Below are 21,929 nucleotides of genomic sequence, written 5' to 3'. Positions count from 1 at the left end.
CAGCTCTCACACTGAGTGCTTTACGGCTCAGAAGCTGAACAGATTGATGTATGTTGCAAGGATAAGTGCGTCCATAAGATCGATGCTGCCGCTGCCGTCAATGTCAGCATACTTTGCTTCATCTTCTGTAAGGGGTCTGAGACCGAATACGTGAGCTGCAACATAAAGGATATCGTCTGAGTCGATAGCACCGCTGCCGTCAACATCGCCGAGTATTCTTGTGTCAGCTGGCTCATTGTTATCATCGGGATCCTGGACCTGAGGCTCGCCTGCTGCTCTTTCTGCTACAAGACCCGAAAGGTTGTCATAGAGTATGCCTGCGATCTCCTTATGACCGTTTGCATTCGGATGGGGGTCGAAATCGTCCTCGGGAGAGATGTCGTATACATCAACGTAAACAGCGCCTGTTTCCTCTGCGATGACCTGAAGCTCCTCGTTGAGGCGCTTCATCTGAGGATCTACGTTCCTGCCTGCGATCTGCAGAGCGATAGGTGCGGCGATCTCCTCTGCCATAGCCTTTGCTGTATCTGTATCACTTGCTGTACGGTACTTTGCCATAACAGCCATGAGCTCTGTGAGCTCTGAAACGTCGTCGTAGTTCTTAACTATGTTGATAACTGACTGGAGCTCGCTGATATCATCGTACTTTATCATGAGAGCAAGGACATCTTCCTTTGCAGGGTCTCCGCCGGCAGCTTCAACAAGCTCCATGAGCTCCTCGACCTCGCTCATATCGTCATATTCTCCGACAAGTGCAAGAAGCTCTTCAAGCTCTGCATCGTCGCTGTATTTATCCATTACTTCCTTAAGTTCTGTTATCTCGTCTACCTTATCGCTGAGCATATTTATATAGTTCACGGAAGGCTTTCCGCTTATTGTGAGCTCATTCTCATTTGCGGCTGATAACTTTGCAGCAGCTGTATATATATTGCCGAGCACCTCAAAGATATCTTCCTTCATAGCTTCGGAGCTCTCTTCTGTGCGGTAGGGGTTGAACATACCTACGAGAGCTATATCTGCGCCGCCGTTGACCTCCTGAACAGCCTTGACAACGTCCTTTACGTGTTTTGCCGACTCGTCAACGAGAGCATCTGCGTTCTGGCTTACATTGTACATGAAGCTTGCAGCCTCAATGAAATCGTCGGCAGTGATATTGTCCTTGTTCTCCTGAAGTATGAGCAGTCCTGCGCCGATAGCAATCTCAGGATCTCTGCCGAACAGTGTCAGCATAAGAGAGGTGCCTGCTGCCTTGAGTACGGGATTTTCGCCGTATACCATATCAGGTATAACGCTCATAACGATATCGTTTCCGCCGAGCTGTATGCTTACAAGGTCAGCCTCGGTGAGATACTTTGTAAAATAGTCGTGATAAGGAACGAGTACCTCGCTTTTGCCCTCTTCTACATAGGTATCGAGGATATTTGTAGCGAATTCGCCCTTGTATCCGGGGAGCTTTATGACCTTTTCGATATCCTCGGCACGGTAAGCTGTAGCGGCAAGGTTTGTACCGTTTACGCCGAAGCCCTTCTCCTCGCCGAGATTTTTGAGATAATCTGTGAATACGGCAGGATATGCGCCCTGTACAGGGTTTGCAAGAAGCTCATCAGTGATAACGAGAGCGGGATCGTCTGCAAGCTCGCCGCCTGCAAGTCCGAAGCCTGCTGCGATACTGTCGCCCAGCGCTACGTATTTGAATGTCTTTTCTGTCTTGTCATCTGCCGCAAATGCTGTTGTTCCTGCATAAGTACCGAGCATAGCTGCCGAAACAACTGCCGATAAAATTTTTGAAGCCTTCATTACTTATCCTCCTCAGATTTTTTTACATTTATTGGAATAATATAATTTTTATCCGCTTTAACTCTTACGGTGTTTCCATTTTCGGAATAATCCACCATCATAAGACCGCCGTCATCGCAGGGTGCGAGATAGCCCTCATAGTCGTGAGCAAGGAGTATATAGTCTCTCTTTGCTGTGATCTCGCCGATTTCGAATTCCTTGTAGAACTTTACAGCGTCAAGGTGATATTTGTCGCAGATATATTTTACAAGCTCTGCGCTCGGCTCTGCCTGATCGGGATCGAGGATCACCTGACCTACAACGTCGTGACCGCCCTTTTCGTTCTTGAAAGCGCTTATCTCCCACTCGTTGATAGGATCGTTCTCGTCAAGAGTGCTTTCGATCATGAACAGGTATACGCGCTTGCCGTTCTCGTCAACATATGAGTCGGAAGCTCTGCCCATGATAGTATATGAACCGTCTGCGTGTCTCATGGCGATATCGCCCGTTACGCCCCATTTTATGCCGTTCTCGTCAACATACCAGCGCTCTGCCGTTGCCTCGGGATTGTTAAGGTAGCGGTCTGCCGCAGCAGGGCTCGTTGCGTGGAGATTTGCAAGGACTTCGTTCTCCTCCACGAGGTTTCCGTTGTCGTCAACAAGCTTTACGTGTACAAACGGCTCGAGAGGCTTGCCTGTCTCATTGGTCTTGGTCTCTTCGTCCATGAAGTATGTAACGAGAGTAGCGCCGCCCTCTTCGCTTGCGCCGCCGCCCAGTGAAAATCTTACCGTGCAGCCGTTTTCGCGGAGCCATTTGTCTATCTTGCGGACAGAGTTTACGTTTACAGCCTCTCCGCCCGAAGCGGGACGTCTGAAATTCTCAAGAGCAGTAGGCGAGATAACGCCCTGTCTTACACTTGTGAGGTAGAAGCTTGCAGTTGCTACCGCACACTGGCAGTTTGTCTCGGAAAGATCCTTTGCGAATGTGTATTTGTTGTATATAGGTCTTGGCACAAGTGTACCGCCTCTTGCAAGGGGCATGATAGCGCACACTCTTTCTCCCGTCATGTGAGTGAGGGGGATACACTGGAAATTGCGCTCGCCCACGAAGTTCTGAGTATCGAGACCTGCGTGCATCTCAACATAGGCATTCAGCGAATACTCCTTGTAAACAACGCATTTAGGCTTGCTTGTGGTACCGCTCGTATAGAAATAGCTTATATCACGGTCGAGGTCTGTGGGGCCGAGATCGAGAGGGATATCGCTCTGTTCGCCGGCGATCCTCAGGTCTTCAAGACGTATGAACTCAACGCCCTTTATCTTGTCCAGATTCTGGAGGCAATCCATTATCTGCTCAACATTGAATACTTCCTGCATTTTCTCGGGCATCTCCGAGGTGTCCATGAACATACCCTTCTTTTCGATGGGAAGGAAATCATCAAGGCTCATAACGATGACCTTTTTGATGCTGCTTTCAGCAAGATGCTCGGTGAAGTACGGAAGGAATGCGTCCAGCGTGATGATTATCTCAGAGCCCTTATCCTGCGTATAGAGCGGGAAATCGTCCTTAAGGAAGAGGAAATTTACATTGTTGCTTATTGCTTTTATCAGATTGCAGGCAAAGAGAAGCATAAGGTTCTCTACGCTTACAGGGAGACAAAGCGTAACAACGTCGCCCTCCTTGACTCCTGCCAGCTTGAGGCCTCTTGCGTAAGCCTCACGAAGTGCGGGGAGCTCGCCGTATGTGATCTTTGTGCCAAAGTAGTCGATAGCTTCGCCATCGAGGTTATCCTGATTGAATGTCATGATATTGTCGAAAATATTCATATTGTAGATCTTTACCCCATTGATCTCACGATCTACTTTTGCCCATTCAGGGAATTTCCTCTCGATGGTACAGGTATTGATTTGTGTAATTGTTTTCATAAATGTTGATCCTTTCATGGTAGTGATAAGGCAGTATGACCGCCTTGTAGTATGGATATTATGCCGCTGCTTATGAATGGCAACAACCTACCCCATTAATGCCCAACAATCGCCATGTACCGCAGTCCGCAGCCATAGTGGCTTGTACCGCAGTTTCTATGATAACACAGAAATTATTAAGAAGTCATTAAATTTTTGCCGCTGCAGCAATATGTTTAATATTCGGCCCGGATCATCTAAAAGAAACAATCATCATACGATATCATTGCTGTTTATTCAAGGATATCGCCAGTTCCCCCTTCACCTCCCTATACTGCACAATAATTTTGTTCTGTTTGACAATTATTTAACATCAGATCATGTCAAATATTCTTTTAAGGTCGTTTAAAAGCTGTTTTCCGCGGTTTTGCGGAGCGTTAAAACTATTATTGCGTTGGTGATTATTATTCTGATAGAACCATTGAATAAGCAAATTAAAAATATCCAAGAAATATTATAACACACCTTTCCATAAAAATCAACTAAAACCTGTCAATTAACCCAAATTTTGGTATTACATTTTTGTCACATTGACTAACGGTCATTAATGGCGGTCGCAGGAACCTTTTCCCGACCTGCGAAAACATGAAAAAGCAGCCATAAATATGCTTTATGGCTGCTTTGTATCAAAGCTGATCGTCGGGGATAGGGATAAGTATCTCCGTTATGAACTGTTCGTTTTCGGTATGCGCGTTGAAGCTTCCGCTGTATTTTTCGCAGGCGTTCTTGATATTTGACATTCCTATGCCCTGATGTCCCATTTTTGTACTGCGGAAATGCTCCTCGCCGTCGGTCATTACGCTCTTGAAGCTGTTTTCCATGAGTATGAACACAAAATGGTTGTGGCGCTTTATGGAAAGGGAAACGCTGCGCTTATCCTCGGGGAGCTCCGAACAGGCTTCAAAGGCGTTGTCCAGCAGATTTGAGAATATGGCGGTGATATCAAGGTTGGAAATAAAGTCCATTTCCGTATACTCCGCATCTACTGTAAATACTATCTTCTGCTTGTCCGCAGCGTCCATCTTGTTATTGATAACAACGGTGAGAATGGCGTTATCACACTCAAAACGCGGCATGAGCTTGTTCAGCTCCGTTGTGAGGAGCTCCTTGTAGTGCTCCGCCTCATCAGCCATATTCGCGTTTATGAGCCCGTCAAGTGAAGCGAGGTGCTTCTTTACGTCGTGGATAACGTGTCTCGAAGCGTTGTATTTCTCGTTGAGAGCCCTGTAGGCGTTGAGCTGGAGCTGTGACTGCTGAGTTACAAGATCAAGCTCTTTTTCCGTCCTGTATATCTTGGCTATCCTTCGCAGAAGATAGGTCAGATACAGGTCAAAGGCGAAGAATATTACAAGTATCACGATGATCTCAACGCCCGAATCGGAGTTCTTGAAGTAGTCGTTCAGCGCCGTGAGCAGCACTATCTCGCCGATTATGAGTATCAGGAACATTATAAGCTCCTGATTGCGGACGTTGTATATGCTCCTCTCGGACACTATCATTATAAAGCTCTTGGTGATAGCGAGCATTACGATAAGGTTGAGAACCGTATCCGCAGTATAAAGTGATACCTCTGTCTTGAACCTGTCGGGCGGCTCATTGACTATAAAGCCGAGAAGTATTACCGTAAATACCTCCACGACGCACATTATGACCACAAAGACCATAACAAAGAACGCGACCCGCAGAGAAAGCTTCTTATTGAATATTGCCGCCATGGCAAACAGCACCAGAAATGATACTGCTAAATTCAGCAGGTTGATATCCACGGTATTGGCTGCCGTCATTATAAGCGACGCCGCAGCCATCATACCGAATTTTACGGGAAATGAAAGCTTTGTTTTTGAGAATATTTTTTCAAATACTATTATGGCATAAGTGTTGATGGCTATTGCCGAAGCCAGATGTACTAAGAAAAGAACCATGATCTACCCCTGTTTAATATAGTTTTTGATAAAGCGGCTGAATTCGTTGTGGAATTCTTTGAGTTTCTTTTGTGCGATGGGGACTTCAATCCCGTTTGTTGTGTATAGTGTGAATCCTGTTAGTTTATCTATGTGTTCCATATTTACTATAAAGCTTTTGTGGGGGGAAGTAAAGCTTTCTGAGTTTATTATTGAGGATATTTCCGAAAGGCTGCCTTTTATGCAGTGTTTTTCGGATTCTGTATATACGGTTATCCGTCGGTTGCCCGTATATTCAAATGCATAGATGTTCCTGAGGTTGAGCAGCAGCGGACCGTCCATGCCTTTGAGCTGTATCACGGGATCGTTTTCCGTGGTATCCGTTATGTACTTCATGAGCTCGCTGAGCACATTGATTATCCGTTCCTTTTTGAACGGCTTTACCACAAAGTCGAAGGGATGCACCGCGTAGCTTTGCAGTGCGAGCTCGGAGTGGTTTGTGACGTATACTATCCTCGAACGCCGCGATTTCGGACGTATGAGGTGTGCGGTCTTTATGCCGTCGATGCCGCCCATTTCGATATCAAGGAATATCAGATCGAACCTGAGGGGGCTTTCAACCAGCTTTTCACCGCTGCTGAAGCTGTGTAATTCAAATTCTACTGAATTTGCGGTGCTGAACTCGTTTACAGCCTCCTTTATGGAAGCAATAACGCTTTTGTCGTCATCGCAAACAGCAATGCTTATCATGTGGCTTCTCCTTTTCTTTTTGTGAGCCTGCCTGCCGCAAGCAGGAGCCCCGTAATGAATACTGCCGAAGATAATGTCAGTGTGAGATTATAAAGCTTAAGCAAAGCAAGTACAGTCCACATTAAAAAAGAGGCGGCAGAGATCGCTAAGGATCTTTTTCTGAAAACCTGTCGTTCTGTAATGTCAAAGGGCTTGTTGGGAGTATCCACAGGGGCAAGGGAAATGATAAGGACAGCGCCCATGCAGATAAAACCTATGGAAGTAAAGAAAGCTGCTCTGCCCTCAATGAGCTTTACCGCAGATATCACCGCCGAAAGCAGGAACATTGACAGTATAAAGCATACTATCCTCGAGCAGGCGTGATAACCGCCGCAGCAGCCCCGCAGAACTGCGTATATCAATATGAATACCAGTACCTCGGGAATGCTTTCCGTAAAGACCGCCGCTGTGATCATAGCGGCGGAAATGATAGCTTTCATGATGATAAGCTCCAGCCCGTAACGAACTATCTCCGCGTTTCCGTCTTCCACGAAGCCGCGGTCCAGGAGCTTATTCATAATAGGGTCAAGGATCTTATCCATAATAACTGCTCCTTTCAGATTTTATCACAGAGTTTCCGAAAATTTAAAAAAACAATTAAACAAGATAATTATATCGCATATTTATATAGAAAGTCAAGCACAAATGCCTAAAGTGTTGACTTTTGTTCTGAAATGTTATATAATATCCCCATAATCATGTATAACACAGGAGGGATTACCATGAGAAAAATCATTTCTGTACTTGCCGCATTATCCATTATATGCGGAATAGGCACAAGCACATACACACCTTTCGTATCGGTCAGCGCTGTCAGTGCGGCAGAGGTCGGGGAAACCAATACATACGATTTTGAAAGCTCAAAAAACAGAATAGGTACAGTCGATAAAGACGGCATGGTGTTTGACATATATACAAACGACTCGGAAATGTATGCTGTTCTCACATCGGTCAAGAATGAAACGATAACCGAATTTACCGTACCTTCTGTCTTGCTGCCCGAGCTGCCTTCAGAGCCTTCCGAGGAAGAATACCAAAATGTTTATCTGACAGTTACAGTGACGGGTTCTACACTTGGAGCTATAGATCCTTTAAAGGAAAAAATAGTTAAAAGCAATCCGAAGGTCGTAGGTATCGCAGACGGTGCTTTTGAAAACTGCAAGGAACTCGGAAAGATCAACCTTTCAAAGAACATTGCCGTATTGAACTGGGGTGGGATCACAGAGTATTTCATTGCCGAAATGACGGTCGATGAGGAAAACAAAAACTTCACAGCCGCTGACGGAATATTATACAGCAAGGACATGAAAACTCTTATCGGCTGTCCGCCTGCAATTGCTCAGACCGAGATAAAGGTATCCGACAAGACGGAGGAAATAGGTCAGGCTGCGTTCGTATGCTGCAAGGATATCAAGAAAGTAGAACTCCCCGACAGCGTTACCGATATAAAAAGCATGGCATTCTTCGGATGCAGTGCCATAGAAGAAATGAAGCTCTCGGAAAGCCTTAAGTCCATCGGTGTATATGCCTTTGCAGGCTGTACCGATCTCAAGGAGCTCACTATCCCCGAAAGCGTTGAAAATATTGAGAGCGATGCGTTCAGGGACGCAGGCTGTACAGAGAATTATAACGGTATAGTTTACGTTGACAACTGGGCTGTAGGCTCTGATTATGACATCGAATCAGGCGATATCAGGGACGGCACCGTAGGAACGGCTGTAGGACTTTTCGCATCAAGGAACAACCTTATGACCATAAGTGTTCCGCCTTCGGTAAAGCACGTTGGAAGTTATCTTGCCTTCGGATTGAATATGCCTCTTGAAAGAGTTGATTTCTACTGCTCCGAGATACCCGAAAGATGCCTTGTCTGCTTCGGCGTAAAGGAAATATGCATATATGATGATAAATGCAGGATAGCCGACGCTTCATCATCTCTCCCCGCCTACTGGAGAGAGGTCGAAAGGCGTGAAGCAAAGGAAGATTATCAACTGGATTATTCTTTTGAAAAGGTACTGGTAACTTCTGCAAATTCTCAGGCTTCAAGCCTGAAAAAAGCTATTTCAACAAGCCTGATAGAGCTTGACGACGATGACGATGATGTTGATGTATCCACCATAACCAGAACAAGCGGTTCAAACACCATACCAAAAATCAGCAGCGGCAGCGACGATACGAGCACCTATGAAAAGATAAAGAGATACATGGACGAAAAGAAGTCCAATGACGAAAGCGGTCCGAGGGTATATAACGCTCCCGTAAAGAAGGACGGAAATATCAGGTACGATACTATAATAAACGGCAATGACGACTCTGCGGCACAGGCATACGCTCTTAAATACAAAAGATGCTTTGAGGAGTTCATGCATCCGTCGGCAAACGTCGGCCCTGAAATAAAGACTGACGAAGAGGCAGGCATCACCTACTGGATATACAGCCGTGAATCTGCATCAGCAAGACTGGACGGCGACCACAAGGAGTATAAGGACGTCATTATCCCCGATAATATAGACGGTGTTCCCGTGACCTCCTTCGTTGTCAACTGCAATTTAAACGCAGGCAAGGTAACACTTCCTGCATCTGTCAAATACTTTGATGACAATATTGATCTTCAGTACGACAATACCGAATACTATATCGTAAGCGAGGATAACCCATGGTACAAGTCCGTTGACGGTATCATATATAATAAGGATATGACAGAGCTTGTAAAGGTCCCGTCAAATTACGAGGCAGGCGAGATAGTTGTCCCCGACAGCGTAAAGACCATACGCAGAGGTGCTTGTCACAGCCTTAAGAATGTATCAAAAATAACTCTCCCCGAGGGACTTGCGGTTATCGGTGCCAACGCATTCTGCGGAGCATCCAAGCTCAATGACATAGTTCTTCCCGAAAGCGTTGAAACTATCTGCGATAATGCATTCAACGGCTGTGTATCTCTCACGGATATAAATATCCCCGATAATGTAACTCATATCGGCTATAACGCCTTTGACGAGTGCCCTGCTGTCAGCTATGAGTACGGCCACGGATACCTCTGCGGCTGGCTCGTTGACGTTGAGGACGATGTAAAGGACGTAGTCCCGAAGTACGACACAGCGGGTATCGCAAGAATAACTGCCAAAGGCTCAATAACTATACCAAGAAGCGTTTCAAAAATGAGCTGGGAAATGATCCCCGATGACGGTGTCAGCATCATGGAAAGAGCAGATGTGTACTCACATAAGCTGAGTTACGACGCATTCAAGAGCGCAACCTTCCTGAAGGATATCTATATCTACGACCCCGACTGCGAGATATGCGAGGGCCCTCAGACTATCCCCGCACAGCACCTTGAATTCGACTCATACAGCGGCGGTATAAGATCTGTCTTTGAGAAGCCGTGGAACTGCAACGCTCTTTCAAGAACTCCCGCAAAAGAATTGAGAGCATATGCGGAAACCAACATTGCAGATACGGTGATTCACGGATATAAGGGCTCCACAGCGGAGGTATACGCTGAGTTCTACGGAATAAAGTTCTCGGCCATCGAGGACGAGCCTATATACAAGAACGGCGACCTCAACGGTGACGGAGTTCTTTCCGTTGCGGATATGCTGACAATGAAGCGCTACCTTTTAGGCAAGACACAGTTCACTGAAGAGCAGTTCAGGTCTGCCGACCTTAACGGCGACGGCAAGGCTGATATATTCGACCTTGTAAGGTTCAGAGAAGAGGTACTGCTGCAGCCCGAAAGAGACGACATATTATAATGATAAAGCCCCGAAGCAGAAATTGATCTGCCTCGGGGCAAAACTTTTATATGGGCATCTTTCAGACTGTCTCTCCTCTTGCGATGCGCTCCGCAAGGTCGTTGAGGTACACCCAGCGCTCCATTTTTTCGGAAAGCTCCTGTTCAAGGAGCTCTTTTTTATCCGAAAGCTCCTGCAATTTCACATAGTCCGAGGAATTTGCGGCGATATCCTTTTCCGTATCCGTAATATCCTGTTCAAGCTTTGCGATATCGTCGTCTATGGTATCATACTCGCGCTGCTCCTTGAAGGAAAAGCGCAGCCTGGTCTTTCCTGTGTAAACACGCTCTTTCTTCTCCGATTTCTTTTTTGTCCTGTTCTCGTCGGCGGAGCTTTCCGAAAGAGCTTTTTCGGCGTAATCGGTATAATTCCCGTTATATCTCGTGCACTGACCGTCTTTGAATTCAAATATCTCGTCCGCCATTTTGTCAAGGAAGTACCTGTCATGGGAAACGGCAATAACAGCACCGCTGAAATTTTCAAGGTAGTCCTCAAGTATGGTGAGAGTTGCAATATCAAGGTCATTTGTTGGCTCGTCAAGAAGGAGTATATTCGGCGCTGTCATGAGTATTTTCAGCAGATACAGCCTTTTTCTCTCGCCGCCCGAAAGCTTTTCTATCCTGTTCCACTGGAGCTCGGGCGTAAAGAGGAAGCGTTCCAGCATCTGCGAAGCCGTCACCGTACCGTCGGGAGTCTGCACCCTGTCGGCGGTCTCGCGGATATACTCTATAACGCGGAGGTTCGGGTCCATAGTCTCACATTCCTGCGAGAAGTAGCCGATATTCACCGTATCACCGAGGACTATCCTGCCCCTGTCGGGCTGCACCTGTCCCATGAGCATTTTCAGGAAGGTGCTCTTTCCCGCGCCGTTCCTGCCGACAATGCCTATCCTTGCGTCACGGGAGATAATGTACGAAAAGCCGCTGATAAGAGGCTTTCCGCCGATGGCTTTGCTGATATCCTCTATCTCTATGGTTTTTTTCCCGAGACGCGACGATACCGACTGCAATTTCAGCTTCTCGGCTTCAACAGGGATATCGCGGTTTTTGAGGGCTTCAAAGCGCTCTATCCTGTCCTTTGACTTTGTTCCTCTTGCACGTGCGCCCCTGCTTATCCATTCGAGCTCGCGGCGGTAGAGGGACTTGTTTTTGCGCTCGGCAGCAGCTTCGTCGGCTTCACGCTGAGCCTTCCGCAGAAGATATTCGCTGTAATTGCCGTCGCAGGTATAGACCTTTCCCTTTTCGACCTCTGCTATCTTTCCGCATATCTTGTTGAGAAAGTATCTGTCGTGGGTGACCATTACTATAGCTCCGCGGTAGCGCAGGAGCAGTTCCTCAAGGAGCTGTGCGGTCTCATTGTCGATATGGTTCGTGGGCTCGTCAAGGAGCAGTACATCGCTGGGCTGTATAAGGGCTGCGGCAATTCCCGCCCGTCTTTTCTCGCCGCCCGAAAGAGTGCTTATATCCCTTTCACAGTCGGAGATGCCCAGCCTGTCGAGTATCGACTTTGCTTCATACTCCTTTGACTGCATGAGGTCGGCGGGGAGATGAGCAAGCACCTGACTGAGTATGCTTCCGCGGTCATCGAATTCGGGTATCTGCGGCAGATAGGATATCCTTATGCCGTTTGTGCGTATGACCTCGCCGTCGTCGGGCTCCTCCGCACCTGCAAGTATCCTCAGCAGAGTGGACTTGCCCGTGCCGTTTATACCGATAATGCCTACCTTGTCGCCCTCGCTGAGAAAAAACGATACATCATCGAGTACCTTTCTCTCCATATATGTTTTTGATATGTTCTGAGCTGTTAATAAGATCACTTTTGCTCTCCTTAATTTAATGTTTTGAAAAAAGCACGAAAACAAATATATGAAAATATTATATCACATCAGAGGTATGAAATCAATATAAACCTTTTTATACAGCCATATATAAAAACAGGTGCCAATGTGTGAAAATCGCCATATCAGACAACTTTTTGAATATTAAAGATTGTAAATTACGTAGGTTTTTATACATTTTGTCTTGCTAATAGAGTAAGACTGTTGACATATACTCATCTTTAAAGTATAATATATGTATGGTTTTTAAACAAACGGGGATGCATTGATTTAAGAAAGAAAGAAAGCCATAATTTAAGGAGGAAATAATGAGATGAAGAAAATCATTGCAGCAGTCACTTCTTTAGTGATGCTATGTGGAATGACATCGTGTAGTTCAAAAGATGAAAAAGATGAAAAAAACGGAAAAAAGGTAGTAGGCTTATGTATGCCTTCTGTTGATCTCGAACGCTGGAATACCGACGGCGAGTATCTTAAAAACCTTTTTGAAAAAGCAGGCTATGAGGTAAAGCTCGTTTTTTCACAAAACGACGCAACCCGTCAGAATAACGATATTCTTAGTATACTCAATGACGGCGTTGATCTGCTCCTCATCGCAGCAGTAGACGGAAACGCCCTCGCAAAGCCCCTTGACGATGCAATGAGCAAGGGAATACCCGTTGTTGCTTACGATCGCCTTATCATGAACACAAAGGCTATCACATATTATGTATCCTTTGATAATTTCGAGGTAGGCAGGTTACAGGGCGGCTATATACGCGATGCTCTCGACCTTGACAATGCACCCGACTCCTACAGCATCGAATTTGTTTCGGGAGACTCAGGCGACAACAATGCAAGCATATTCTTTGACGGTGCAAAGGACGTACTCGATCAGTACATAAAATCGGGCAAGCTCAAAGTCCTTTCGGGTAAAACGACCTTTGAGGAAACTGCAATAAAGCGCTGGGAAACAGAAAATGCCGAAAACGAAATGAAAAAAACTCTCAGCAAGTATTACACCGATAAGCAGCTCGACGCTGTTTTATGTGCTAACGATTCGACTGCTCTCGGAGTGATACAGGCTATCGAATCAGGCTATAAGGGCGGAAATCAGCCTGTTATAACAGGTCAGGACGGCGATATCGAAAACCTCAAGAAGATCATCGACGGAGAGCAGTCAATGACCGTATTCAAGAACGTCCGCGACGAAGCAAGCGTTGCATTTGAGGTCAGCAAGAGACTGCTCAACGGCGAAACTCCCACAGGCAGACTTATCGACTCTCTTGCAGTTGACGTAAGGTATGATACCGAATCCTACCAGAACGGCGCCAAGTACGTTCAGTCCTATCTGCTCGTTCCTGCTGTTATCACAAAGGATAATTTACAGGTAATGGTAAATACAGGCCTGTATCAGTGGGACGCTAACAATAAGTACATTGAGAACGCAGCAAAGTAATGAAATAAGCGTAAAAGGACTTCTCTTTTGAGAAGTCTTTTTTACTTTAAACAAAATGTATATTCGCGGTGAAAAATTACAGCTCGAAAAATTTTTAAATTTCAGGTGAGAGTTTTTTCGTTTTGGAACGTCTAATATTATAGCAGCCGAGCTTTCGCATTTTTATGGGAAAAAGCCATTTGTTGGATAGTCCTAACTTTTTTTGCGGAGCATTGTTTTTTCAGTTGACAAACTATATACAAAATGTTATAATAAATCTGTGTTTTTTATTGCGGCAAAGCTGCTTTTCAGCCCGTAAAGGGTAATATAATGACAGAAACGGAGTAATAAGCAATGGGTATCAGCGTTGTACTGCTGGCTTACAAGGAAGCGGAAAATCTTACATTCCTGCTTCCGAAAATAAAGGAAATGATGGACAGTCTCCCCGAGGAGTACGAAATACTGGTCATCGACACGAAGGAGCCTCTTGACAATACCTCAGAGGTATGCGCTCAGTTCGGGGCAAGATATATAAATCAGGAGTTTCCGGGCTTCGGCGGAGCCTTCAAAACAGGCATAAAATACGCAGAGAAGGACAAGTTCCTCATTCTCGACAGCGACGGCTCCCACGACCCGAAGTATATCCCGTCCATGTATAAGAAGTTCACCGAGGAGAACTGCGACCTCGTTATCGGCTCGCGCTACACCGAAGGCGGAGAGACCAACGACGCAAAGAGTTCCATAATAATGTCACATATACTCAACGGATTTTTCCGTGTCTGCCTCGGCATAAAGGCAAAGGACATCTCCACGGATTACCGCCTTTACCGCACGGAGCAGCTCAAGAACGTAGAGCTCGAAAACGTGAATTATGACGTATTGCAGGAGGTGCTCCTGCGTATGAAGCAGAACAAGCCCGACCTGAAGATAGGCGAAGTGCCTATCTCATTCCAGAAGCGTATCTACGGCGAGTCCAAGCGCCGCCTCATACCCTTCATTATCGGCTATATGAAGTCACTCGTGCGCTTCACATTCATCAGATACCCCATTCTCAGGAACATCTTCCTCTACGGAGTTTTCGGCGTCCTTGCCTTTGTGCTTGATTATTCCGTATCCTTGGGACTTGCAAAAACGGTCATGAAGGAAGTCCCCGAAGCCGCAAGCATAATCGGAAATATCGCGGGCTTTATATTCACATTCACCACCAATACCTTCTGGAATTTCAAGGTAAAGGGAAAATTCCTTGCGAGAGCCGCTTCCTACGGGGGCATAACCCTCCTCGGCATGGGAATTTCCACAGCTTGTATACACCTTTTCAAGAACAGCATGAACTTTGCGCTGCTGAAGCTCATAGTGCTCGTATTCGTATCGGCAATGCAGTTCGTACTCAATAAGCTCATAACCTACAACGAAAAGATCATAAAAAGCGAAAACCAATAAGAAAGGAAGCGAAAAGCTGTGTCAAAAGCTCCGAAAACAGATATACTGAAGAAAAACAGCGAGACTATCGGTTCTGTACTGAGAGTGCTGATAGTATTCTTTGTGACAATAGCAACAGGAATTGTAATATACAAGAAAAAAGAGATCTCTCCCTACGGCACAAACGATATCCTCTCCATTGACCTGTGGGGACAGTACTTCCCCATGTACCGCAAATTCGCACTTGACCACGGCTTTGCAAAGGCGATGTACAACTGGAGCGGAGCTCTCGGCTTCAACAACTGGGTGCAGAACGCCTTTTATACAAGGAGCATTTTCCTTGTACCATTTGGTCTTGTTCCCTTTGCAAAGAGCATAACCTATATAGATATAGCTGCCCTGCTGAAAATGGGCTTGGGAGCTGCCTCCTGCCAGCTTTTCGCAGAGTACAAGTTCAGGAGCAGAAGCCCTGTCATAATGGCAGCTTCCATAGGCTACGGCCTCTGTGCTTACTCTACAGCCTTTATCATGCAGTTCATGTGGACCGACGGACTTTTCCTTGCTCCGCTGGTGCTTCTCGGACTTGAAAGGATGATGGAAGGCAGATCGCCTCTCATGTACGTTGTCACACTGGCGCTGGCTATATACACAAACTTCTATACAGGCTTCGGAATATGCCTTTTCACGGGCTTCTACTTCATAGCGGAGTGGCTCAAAAAGGAGTATACGGACAAAAACGGCGCAAAGCTCTGCAGAAAAGCAAATATAAAGGCAAGAGCTTCTCTTTTCGGACGTTTCGCCCTCTATTCCCTGATAGGCGGACTTCTCACAGCCTTCATACTTCTCCCCACATTAAAGGGACTTTCACTTACAGAGTCCGCAAACGAGGGACATTTCGACTTCAAGCAGTGGTATCACACCCTTGCGGAGAATATTTCGGCAATGCTCCCCACAACGCCCGCTTCCCTTGAATACGGCGTTGCAAATATAGCAGTGGGACTTTTCGCATTTCTTCTCATACCGCTTTACTTCATGAATACTGAGATAAAGCCCAAGGACAAGCTCATTACGGGCGGCTTTATCGGCGTACTTTACGCAGGTCTCAACTACAATCCTATGGACTGGCTGTTCAACGGCTTCCATTTCCCAAATCAGCTCCCCGGACGCTGGAGCTTCCTGTTCTCCCTTGCCATAGCAATGGTGGCAGCAAACGGCATAGCAAAGAAAAATGGCATAAACCTCGTAAGTATAGCAGTATCACTGGTAATGGCGCTGTTCTTCACGGGCTATGCGAAATTCGGCAATCCCTCGCAGGAAAAGCTTGACAAGCTCCCGTACTGGAACAAGCTGATAATGGTATTTGCTCTTCTTATGGCGTTCAGTGTGCTTTTCGGCTATTTCGCTCAGTATATGGACAAGCAGGCGGAAAAGCCCGGAAAAACTGCCGAAGCCGAGGGCAAAAAGCTCACCGAGGCAGACGAAAAGAGTGCAAAGCTCTACAGGGCAAAGGCGGGCGGACTTCGTTTCCTTGCCTTTCTGACGAGCCTTCTGCTAACAGTTGCAATGACAGAGGAAATATGCAGAAATAACGTAAATGTTGCGGCAAGTGATAACGGTGGAATTCTTGTATCAAATATGGATTCTTTTATCAAGGTTAGTGAAAAACTCTACAAGTATGGTACGAAATATGACAGCGGCAGCGACGATTTCTACCGTATCGAAGCCAACGAGGGCTGGACGTTCAATACTGCCATGTTAGGTGATTTCAAGGGTATAGGCTACTACGGCTCGACCCTCAATCACGGAGTATACGATCTTCTCCGCAGCATGGGCAACAAAGTATACGCCAACAACGTAAGCTCGGTATACAACAACAGCTCGCTCTTCCAGAACAGTCTTTTCGGCGTGAGGTACATCATCGACAGAGGCAGGTATTTTGAGTCGAGAAGCGGCAAGGGCTATGAGCTCGCAGACAATAATGATGACTGCCTTATATGGGAGAACAGTACACCTTTCCCTGTGGCATTTACAGCTTCAAAGGATATCCTCACCGTGGAGCTCCATCCCGATCAGGTAAGACCTGTATACGATCAGAACGAAATGCTCAATAAGCTCTGCGGCGAAGAAGCAAATGTATTCGGACATATGGAGCCTGCGGACTTCACGACCGAAAACGCAGATGTCAATAACTCAAACTCCGTATGGAACTACAATGATTTCACAAGAATCGACGGAAATCTTCCCGTTAAGATAACATGGACATATGTAGTTCAGGACGATATGCCCCTCTATCTTGAGCATAACTTTACCGCAGGCGGTAGGATAACCGTAAACGGCAACGCTTTCGATCCTAATCTTGAAAAATTCAGATGTATCGGCTCATACGAAGCAGGCACCGAGCTTCAGATAGAGTATACCGTCGAGAATATCGACAGGGGCGGCTTCGGACTTGACCTTTACCGCTTCGATATGGACAAGTGGAACAGTATTTACGACAATGTAAAAGCAAACGGACTTGAAGTATCGTCCTTCAAAAATACCCGTATCAAGGGCACTCTCAACGCCGCACAGGACGGTCTTGTAATGACCTCTGTCCCGCAGGACGGCGGCTGGAGCGTCTATGTTGACGGCAAAAAGACCGATAATTTCAAGGTCCTCGGAACGCTTATCGGCTTCAATGTCAGCGCGGGAAGCCATAATATCGAGCTCAGGTATCATACACCCGCGTTCATGGCAGGTCTCCTTTTATCCCTTGCAGCTCTTGCGGCACTGATATTCTGCCTCAGAGTACGCAAAAACCGCAAAAAGAAGCCTGCTGAAAAGAAGGCTGAGGAAAGCGCGGAGAAAAAGTCTCCCGAGCCCGAAAAAAACAAAAAAGCAGAAGCAGCTGAGCACGAAGCCGAAGAAAAATCTCAGGAAAGCTCCGAAAATGAGGTTCTTACAGCAGAAAACGGCGAGGAGCATAAAATAGAGCTCGATATCTGACAGATGAGGTGAAAGTATGTCCGTAGGATTTAAGGTAAAGTTTTATTGGTATCAGGTGGGCTCTGCCGATTTCCTGTTTTCCTTTTTCTCAACTGTAGCCTGCAACCTCGAAAGCGGCAGGCAGGGAGAGCGCTTCCACATGATGAAGAGCCTGTGCGACAGCGGAAAGCTCAGGAGCAATGAGCTCCCTGCGGCTCTTGATGAGGTCATGCAGATAAGGTCTGAGCTTAAAAGCTTTTCCGCGGATAAAGTGGTATGGGACATGGAGGACCTTTCAAAGCAGCCTCCGTGGGGAAACAGCATCAGTCCCGAGATAACCGATCTTTCCAACTATTTCGTGACAAGCGACGGCGAGGACTTTATGACCATATTTCAGCATGCCGTAGAAAAAGCTGTCAAGCTCGGTACAGAGCTGGAGATATCAAATATATGAAAAACGAGATAAAAATAAGTAAGGCGGACTTGAAAAAGTCCGCCATTTTGGCGATTTAAAGGGATAAAAAACAGTGCATGAATTTGCTCCCGAAACAGTAAAAAGATATAAATTACGGATAAAAAATGCAAATAAACGGCGTTTAGTGCAAAGTTATTGACTTTTTCGGATTTATAAATATAATATACTTAGGCGTCGTCCAGAAAGTGCCCGCTCAATCATTTATAAGGAGGGATCTCATTCTTATGAAGAAAACTCGGCACGCTGTCACGAACATCATAATGAAAACTATCGTAGCAAAATCAGTAAAAGCAGCAGAGCAGAATGCAAATTCCGCCTGTTTCTGGTGGATGAACCAACCAACTGTTCCAAAAGATCTAAGAAAACTCAGAAAATTCTAAGCAATAGTTTACATAATAAAGCCTAACCTCTATCCTTACAATACTCTATTGAAAAACACTGAAATGCCGATTAAAACGACGCGCACTCGTTATCTGGTGCGCTGAGCTGCAATGATCTTATTTATTACTGATACAATATCTCTACTTATCATTGAAAAAATTTAGTAACTGACGCTGCAATTTATCTGACATCAGATCAAACTGACAGACAAATGATCGCGCAGTCACTTTCTGGCGGCTAACCTAAAATGCGGGCAATATGATCCGAGCTTTGCGGCGGTCATAAAGCCTGTCACTTGATCAAGACCACATCTTCTCTAATACATCATATCCAAAAAAGCGGAATGTGGAACACTGCCGAGTATTCGGCAGGTCCATCTTTCCGTACCCCTTACCCGATGATGATCATTCGTATGCCATACTCAGACCGAAACAAACAATGAACATATGACACTTTCAGATCTCTCTTAAAAAAACCATCTCTATCTAAACGCTTGAAAGAAAAAACAGAAATTCAGAATTTCCATTCTTTGCTTGTTTCGCAGTAAATCATACAGTGATTTTTCATATAGGGAGTTCCGCTTCAGCTCCCGAGTGAAGGAGTCCATTCCAGGTCAGAATGGACTCCTTTGCTTTTTTACTGCGAAAAAACGCTGTTTCACTCTGTCAACACAGTATTGTCACTATTTTAACACCTTAGTATCTTGACTTTTTTCGCAGTAAATGATAAAATATTATCTGTTTAGTACTGCAATAATGTGGAATTCGCCGCATTAATAACAACAGTATTAAAGGATATTGGAGGAAAAAATGAAACACTATCTTGAATCAACCGAATCAGTCCTGAAAGAAGTCGAAAGCTCGGCTTCGGGTCTTACCGCAGAGGAGGCTGCAAAGCGCCTTGAAAAGGTGGGACAGAACAAGCTTGACGAACCGCCGAAGCCCACGCTTCTTGCAAGGTTCATAGAACAGTTCAAAAACCCAATGATACTTGTCCTTATCGCCGCAGCTGTAATATCTGCGGTCACAGGCATAATTTCCGAGGGCAAGCTTGACGCGGACGTATTCATAATTCTTTTCGTAGTTATCGCAAACGCAGTTCTCGGAGTATATCAGGAAAACAAAGCCGAGTCCGCTATCGAGGCTTTACAGGCTATGAGCGCCGCACAGAGCAAGGTCTACCGCTCGGGCGAAATGGTAGTCATACCCAGCTCGGAGCTCGTCCCCGGTGACGTAATAGCTCTTGAGGCAGGCGACAATGTACCTGCGGACTGCCGTATACTCGAAGCAGCTGCACTTAAAGCCGAGGAATCCGCTCTGACGGGCGAAAGCGTTCCCTCCGACAAGGACAGCGATATCCTCACAGGTGAGGAAGTCCCCCTCGGAGACAGAAAAAATATGCTCTACATGGGAAGCAGTATCGCTTACGGCCGTGCGGAAGCTGTGGTAGTCGCTACAGGTATGCAGACCGAAATGGGTAAAATAGCAGGCGCTATCGCAAACGCCGACGATGATGAAACTCCTCTCCAGAAGAGCCTCGATCAGCTCAGTAAGATACTTTCTGTTGCAGTACTCGTTATCTGCATAATCATACTCGGAATAAACATATTACAGATGCTCGTGAAGGACGGCAAAATGACACTTCCCGGCTTCCTCGATTCATTCATGGTAGCTGTGAGCCTTGCAGTTGCCGCTATCCCCGAGGGACTTGCCGCAGTCGTTACAGTCGTTCTTTCCATCGGCGTTACAAATATGTCCAAGCGCGGAGCTATCATACGCAGACTTACCGCTGTTGAGGCTCTCGGCTGCGCTCAGGTAATATGCTCCGATAAGACGGGTACTCTCACACAGAACAAGATGACAGTCGTTCAGGAAAACACCGACGACAAGGAGCTCCTTGCAAAGGCTATGGCACTTTGCTGCGACGCTGTTCTCAACTCCGACGATACAGTTGCGGGCGAGCCTACAGAGGCTGCTCTCGTGGCTTACGCACACAAGTGCGGACTTAAAAAGTACGAGCTGGAGGCTGCAACTCCGAGAGTTGCGGAGGCTCCGTTTGATTCGCTCAGAAAGATGATGTCCACGGTACATAAGACCGAAAACGGCTATGTTCAGTACACAAAGGGCGCTCCCGACGAGGTGCTGAAAAACTGCACCCATATGTTCAAGGAGGGCGGCGTCCGCATAATGACGGAGTCCGACAGACTTGAGATACTCCGCAGAAACAAGGAAATGGCAGATCAGGCGCTGAGAGTTCTCCTTGCGGCTTACCGCGAGTACGACGAGCTCCCGTCGGATACCTCTCCCGAGGCACTTGAGCACGATCTTATATACATAGGCATGACAGGTATGATAGACCCTGTACGTCCCGAAGTAAAGGACGCTATCGGTCTCTGCCGCACAGCAGGCATACGTCCTGTTATGATAACAGGCGACCACAGGGATACTGCTGTTGCTATCGCTAAGGAGCTTGGCATACTGGGCGAGGGTCAGCAGGCTCTCACAGGCGCGGAGCTCTCAAAGATACCCGACGAGGAATTCAACGAGAACGTAGGCAGCTACAGCGTATATGCCCGTGTACAGCCCGAGCACAAGGTGCGTATAGTAAACGCATGGCGCAAGAAGGGCATGACTACTGCTATGACAGGCGACGGCGTAAACGACGCTCCGTCTATCAAGAGTGCTGATATCGGCGTTGGTATGGGTATCACGGGTACTGACGTTACAAAGAACGTAGCGGACATGGTACTCACGGACGACAACTTCGCAACTATCGTAGGCGCTGTGGAAGAGGGCAGACGTATCTATGACAATATACGCAAGGCTATACAGTTCCTGCTTTCAAGCAACCTCAGCGAGGTGCTCTGCATACTCATTGCAACACTTGGCCTTGGAAGCCTCACAGACGGCTCATTTGTAATATTCAAGCCCGTACATCTGCTGTGGATAAACCTTATCTCGGACTGCTTCCCCGCAATAGCTCTCGGTATGGAGCCTGCGGAGCGCGGTATCATGTCGCGTAAGCCGAGAAGCAGCAATTCTCACATCTTCTCAGATGGTCTGGGTATAAACCTGCTGTGGCAGGGTACGCTCATCACCATACTTACCCTTGCATCATTCGTTATAGGCTACCGCAGTCAGGGACAGAACACAGCTATGACAATGGCATTCATCACCCTCTGCGTATGCGAGATGCTCCACGCATGGAACATGAGAAGC

13 protein-coding genes are annotated in these 21,929 nt (G+C 46.5%); 7 read left to right on the top strand and 6 right to left on the bottom strand.

Annotation, left to right across the window (positions count from 1 at the left end):
• Positions 1 to 27: 27 nt before the first annotated feature.
• From Q0R37_RS00740 to Q0R37_RS00720, 5 genes are all read right to left on the bottom strand, one after another.
• On the bottom strand, positions 28 to 1,797 hold the full coding sequence (locus tag Q0R37_RS00740; protein WP_294750085.1) for an SGNH/GDSL hydrolase family protein: 1,770 nt from the start codon (positions 1,795 to 1,797) through the stop codon (positions 28 to 30).
• Complete coding sequence (locus tag Q0R37_RS00735) at positions 1,797 to 3,701, bottom strand: class I adenylate-forming enzyme family protein (protein WP_294750083.1); 1,905 nt, start codon at positions 3,699 to 3,701, stop codon at positions 1,797 to 1,799. Before Q0R37_RS00735 ends, Q0R37_RS00740 begins: the two co-directional genes overlap by 1 nt.
• A 665-nt stretch (positions 3,702 to 4,366) precedes the next feature.
• Positions 4,367 to 5,662, bottom strand: coding sequence for a sensor histidine kinase (locus Q0R37_RS00730; RefSeq protein WP_294750081.1), 1,296 nt, complete (start codon positions 5,660 to 5,662; stop codon positions 4,367 to 4,369).
• Positions 5,663 to 5,665: 3 nt separating this feature from the next.
• Positions 5,666 to 6,391: a LytTR family DNA-binding domain-containing protein gene (locus Q0R37_RS00725; protein ID WP_294750079.1), complete on the bottom strand. Its 726-nt coding sequence runs from the start codon at positions 6,389 to 6,391 to the stop codon at positions 5,666 to 5,668.
• On the bottom strand, positions 6,388 to 6,972 hold the full coding sequence (locus tag Q0R37_RS00720) for an accessory gene regulator B family protein (protein ID WP_294750077.1): 585 nt from the start codon (positions 6,970 to 6,972) through the stop codon (positions 6,388 to 6,390). Before Q0R37_RS00720 ends, Q0R37_RS00725 begins: the two co-directional genes overlap by 4 nt.
• A gap of 180 nt (positions 6,973 to 7,152) precedes the next feature.
• On the opposite strand from Q0R37_RS00720, the gene Q0R37_RS00715 reads away from it, so the two are divergent.
• Positions 7,153 to 10,179 carry a leucine-rich repeat protein gene (locus Q0R37_RS00715; protein ID WP_294750075.1) on the top strand — a complete coding sequence of 1,009 codons (3,027 nt, stop codon included), beginning with the start codon at positions 7,153 to 7,155 and terminating at the stop codon, positions 10,177 to 10,179.
• Between the two features lie 61 nt (positions 10,180 to 10,240).
• On the opposite strand, the gene Q0R37_RS00710 is transcribed toward Q0R37_RS00715, so the two are convergent.
• Complete coding sequence (locus Q0R37_RS00710) at positions 10,241 to 12,034, bottom strand: ABC-F family ATP-binding cassette domain-containing protein (RefSeq protein WP_294750073.1); 1,794 nt, start codon at positions 12,032 to 12,034, stop codon at positions 10,241 to 10,243.
• A 334-nt stretch (positions 12,035 to 12,368) separates the two neighbouring features.
• Here Q0R37_RS00710 and Q0R37_RS00705 point away from each other — a divergent pair, with 334 nt between their 5' ends.
• The 6 genes from Q0R37_RS00705 to Q0R37_RS00680 form a co-directional block, all read left to right on the top strand.
• On the top strand, positions 12,369 to 13,493 hold the full coding sequence (locus Q0R37_RS00705) for a sugar-binding protein (RefSeq protein WP_294750071.1): 1,125 nt from the start codon (positions 12,369 to 12,371) through the stop codon (positions 13,491 to 13,493).
• 333 nt (positions 13,494 to 13,826) lie between these two features.
• The gene (locus Q0R37_RS00700) at positions 13,827 to 14,912 is read left to right on the top strand and encodes a glycosyltransferase (RefSeq protein ID WP_294750070.1); all 1,086 of its coding nucleotides are present in this window, start codon (positions 13,827 to 13,829) and stop codon (positions 14,910 to 14,912) included.
• Between the two features lie 18 nt (positions 14,913 to 14,930).
• Positions 14,931 to 17,876: a YfhO family protein gene (locus Q0R37_RS00695; RefSeq protein ID WP_294750068.1), complete on the top strand. Its 2,946-nt coding sequence runs from the start codon at positions 14,931 to 14,933 to the stop codon at positions 17,874 to 17,876.
• A 16-nt stretch (positions 17,877 to 17,892) separates the two neighbouring features.
• On the top strand, positions 17,893 to 18,309 hold the full coding sequence (locus Q0R37_RS00690; protein WP_294750066.1) for an immunity 70 family protein: 417 nt from the start codon (positions 17,893 to 17,895) through the stop codon (positions 18,307 to 18,309).
• Between the two features lie 245 nt (positions 18,310 to 18,554).
• On the top strand, positions 18,555 to 18,710 hold the full coding sequence (locus tag Q0R37_RS00685) for a cyclic lactone autoinducer peptide (RefSeq protein WP_294750064.1): 156 nt from the start codon (positions 18,555 to 18,557) through the stop codon (positions 18,708 to 18,710).
• Positions 18,711 to 19,520: 810 nt separating this feature from the next.
• Positions 19,521 to 21,929, top strand: a 2,409-nt coding sequence (locus Q0R37_RS00680) for a cation-translocating P-type ATPase (RefSeq protein WP_294750062.1), incomplete at its 3' end; no start/stop codon positions are given.

Source organism: uncultured Ruminococcus sp. (assembly GCF_946415235.1).
Taxonomy (GTDB): Bacteria; Bacillota; Clostridia; order Oscillospirales; family Ruminococcaceae; genus Ruminococcus.
Note: the sequence above shows the minus strand (reverse complement) of the source record. Positions and strands in the feature narration are given on the sequence as shown.

Coding starts and splice junctions, on each gene's coding strand:
- Q0R37_RS00740 (WP_294750085.1), bottom strand. CDS start 1,797: ATGAAGGCTTCAAAAATTTTATCGGCAGTTGTTTCGGCAGCTATGCTC.
- Q0R37_RS00735 (WP_294750083.1), bottom strand. CDS start 3,701: ATGAAAACAATTACACAAATCAATACCTGTACCATCGAGAGGAAATTC.
- Q0R37_RS00730 (WP_294750081.1), bottom strand. CDS start 5,662: ATGGTTCTTTTCTTAGTACATCTGGCTTCGGCAATAGCCATCAACACT.
- Q0R37_RS00725 (WP_294750079.1), bottom strand. CDS start 6,391: ATGATAAGCATTGCTGTTTGCGATGACGACAAAAGCGTTATTGCTTCC.
- Q0R37_RS00720 (WP_294750077.1), bottom strand. CDS start 6,972: ATGGATAAGATCCTTGACCCTATTATGAATAAGCTCCTGGACCGCGGC.
- Q0R37_RS00715 (WP_294750075.1), top strand. CDS start 7,153: ATGAGAAAAATCATTTCTGTACTTGCCGCATTATCCATTATATGCGGA.
- Q0R37_RS00705 (WP_294750071.1), top strand. CDS start 12,369: ATGAAGAAAATCATTGCAGCAGTCACTTCTTTAGTGATGCTATGTGGA.
- Q0R37_RS00700 (WP_294750070.1), top strand. CDS start 13,827: ATGGGTATCAGCGTTGTACTGCTGGCTTACAAGGAAGCGGAAAATCTT.
- Q0R37_RS00690 (WP_294750066.1), top strand. CDS start 17,893: ATGTCCGTAGGATTTAAGGTAAAGTTTTATTGGTATCAGGTGGGCTCT.
- Q0R37_RS00685 (WP_294750064.1), top strand. CDS start 18,555: ATGAAGAAAACTCGGCACGCTGTCACGAACATCATAATGAAAACTATC.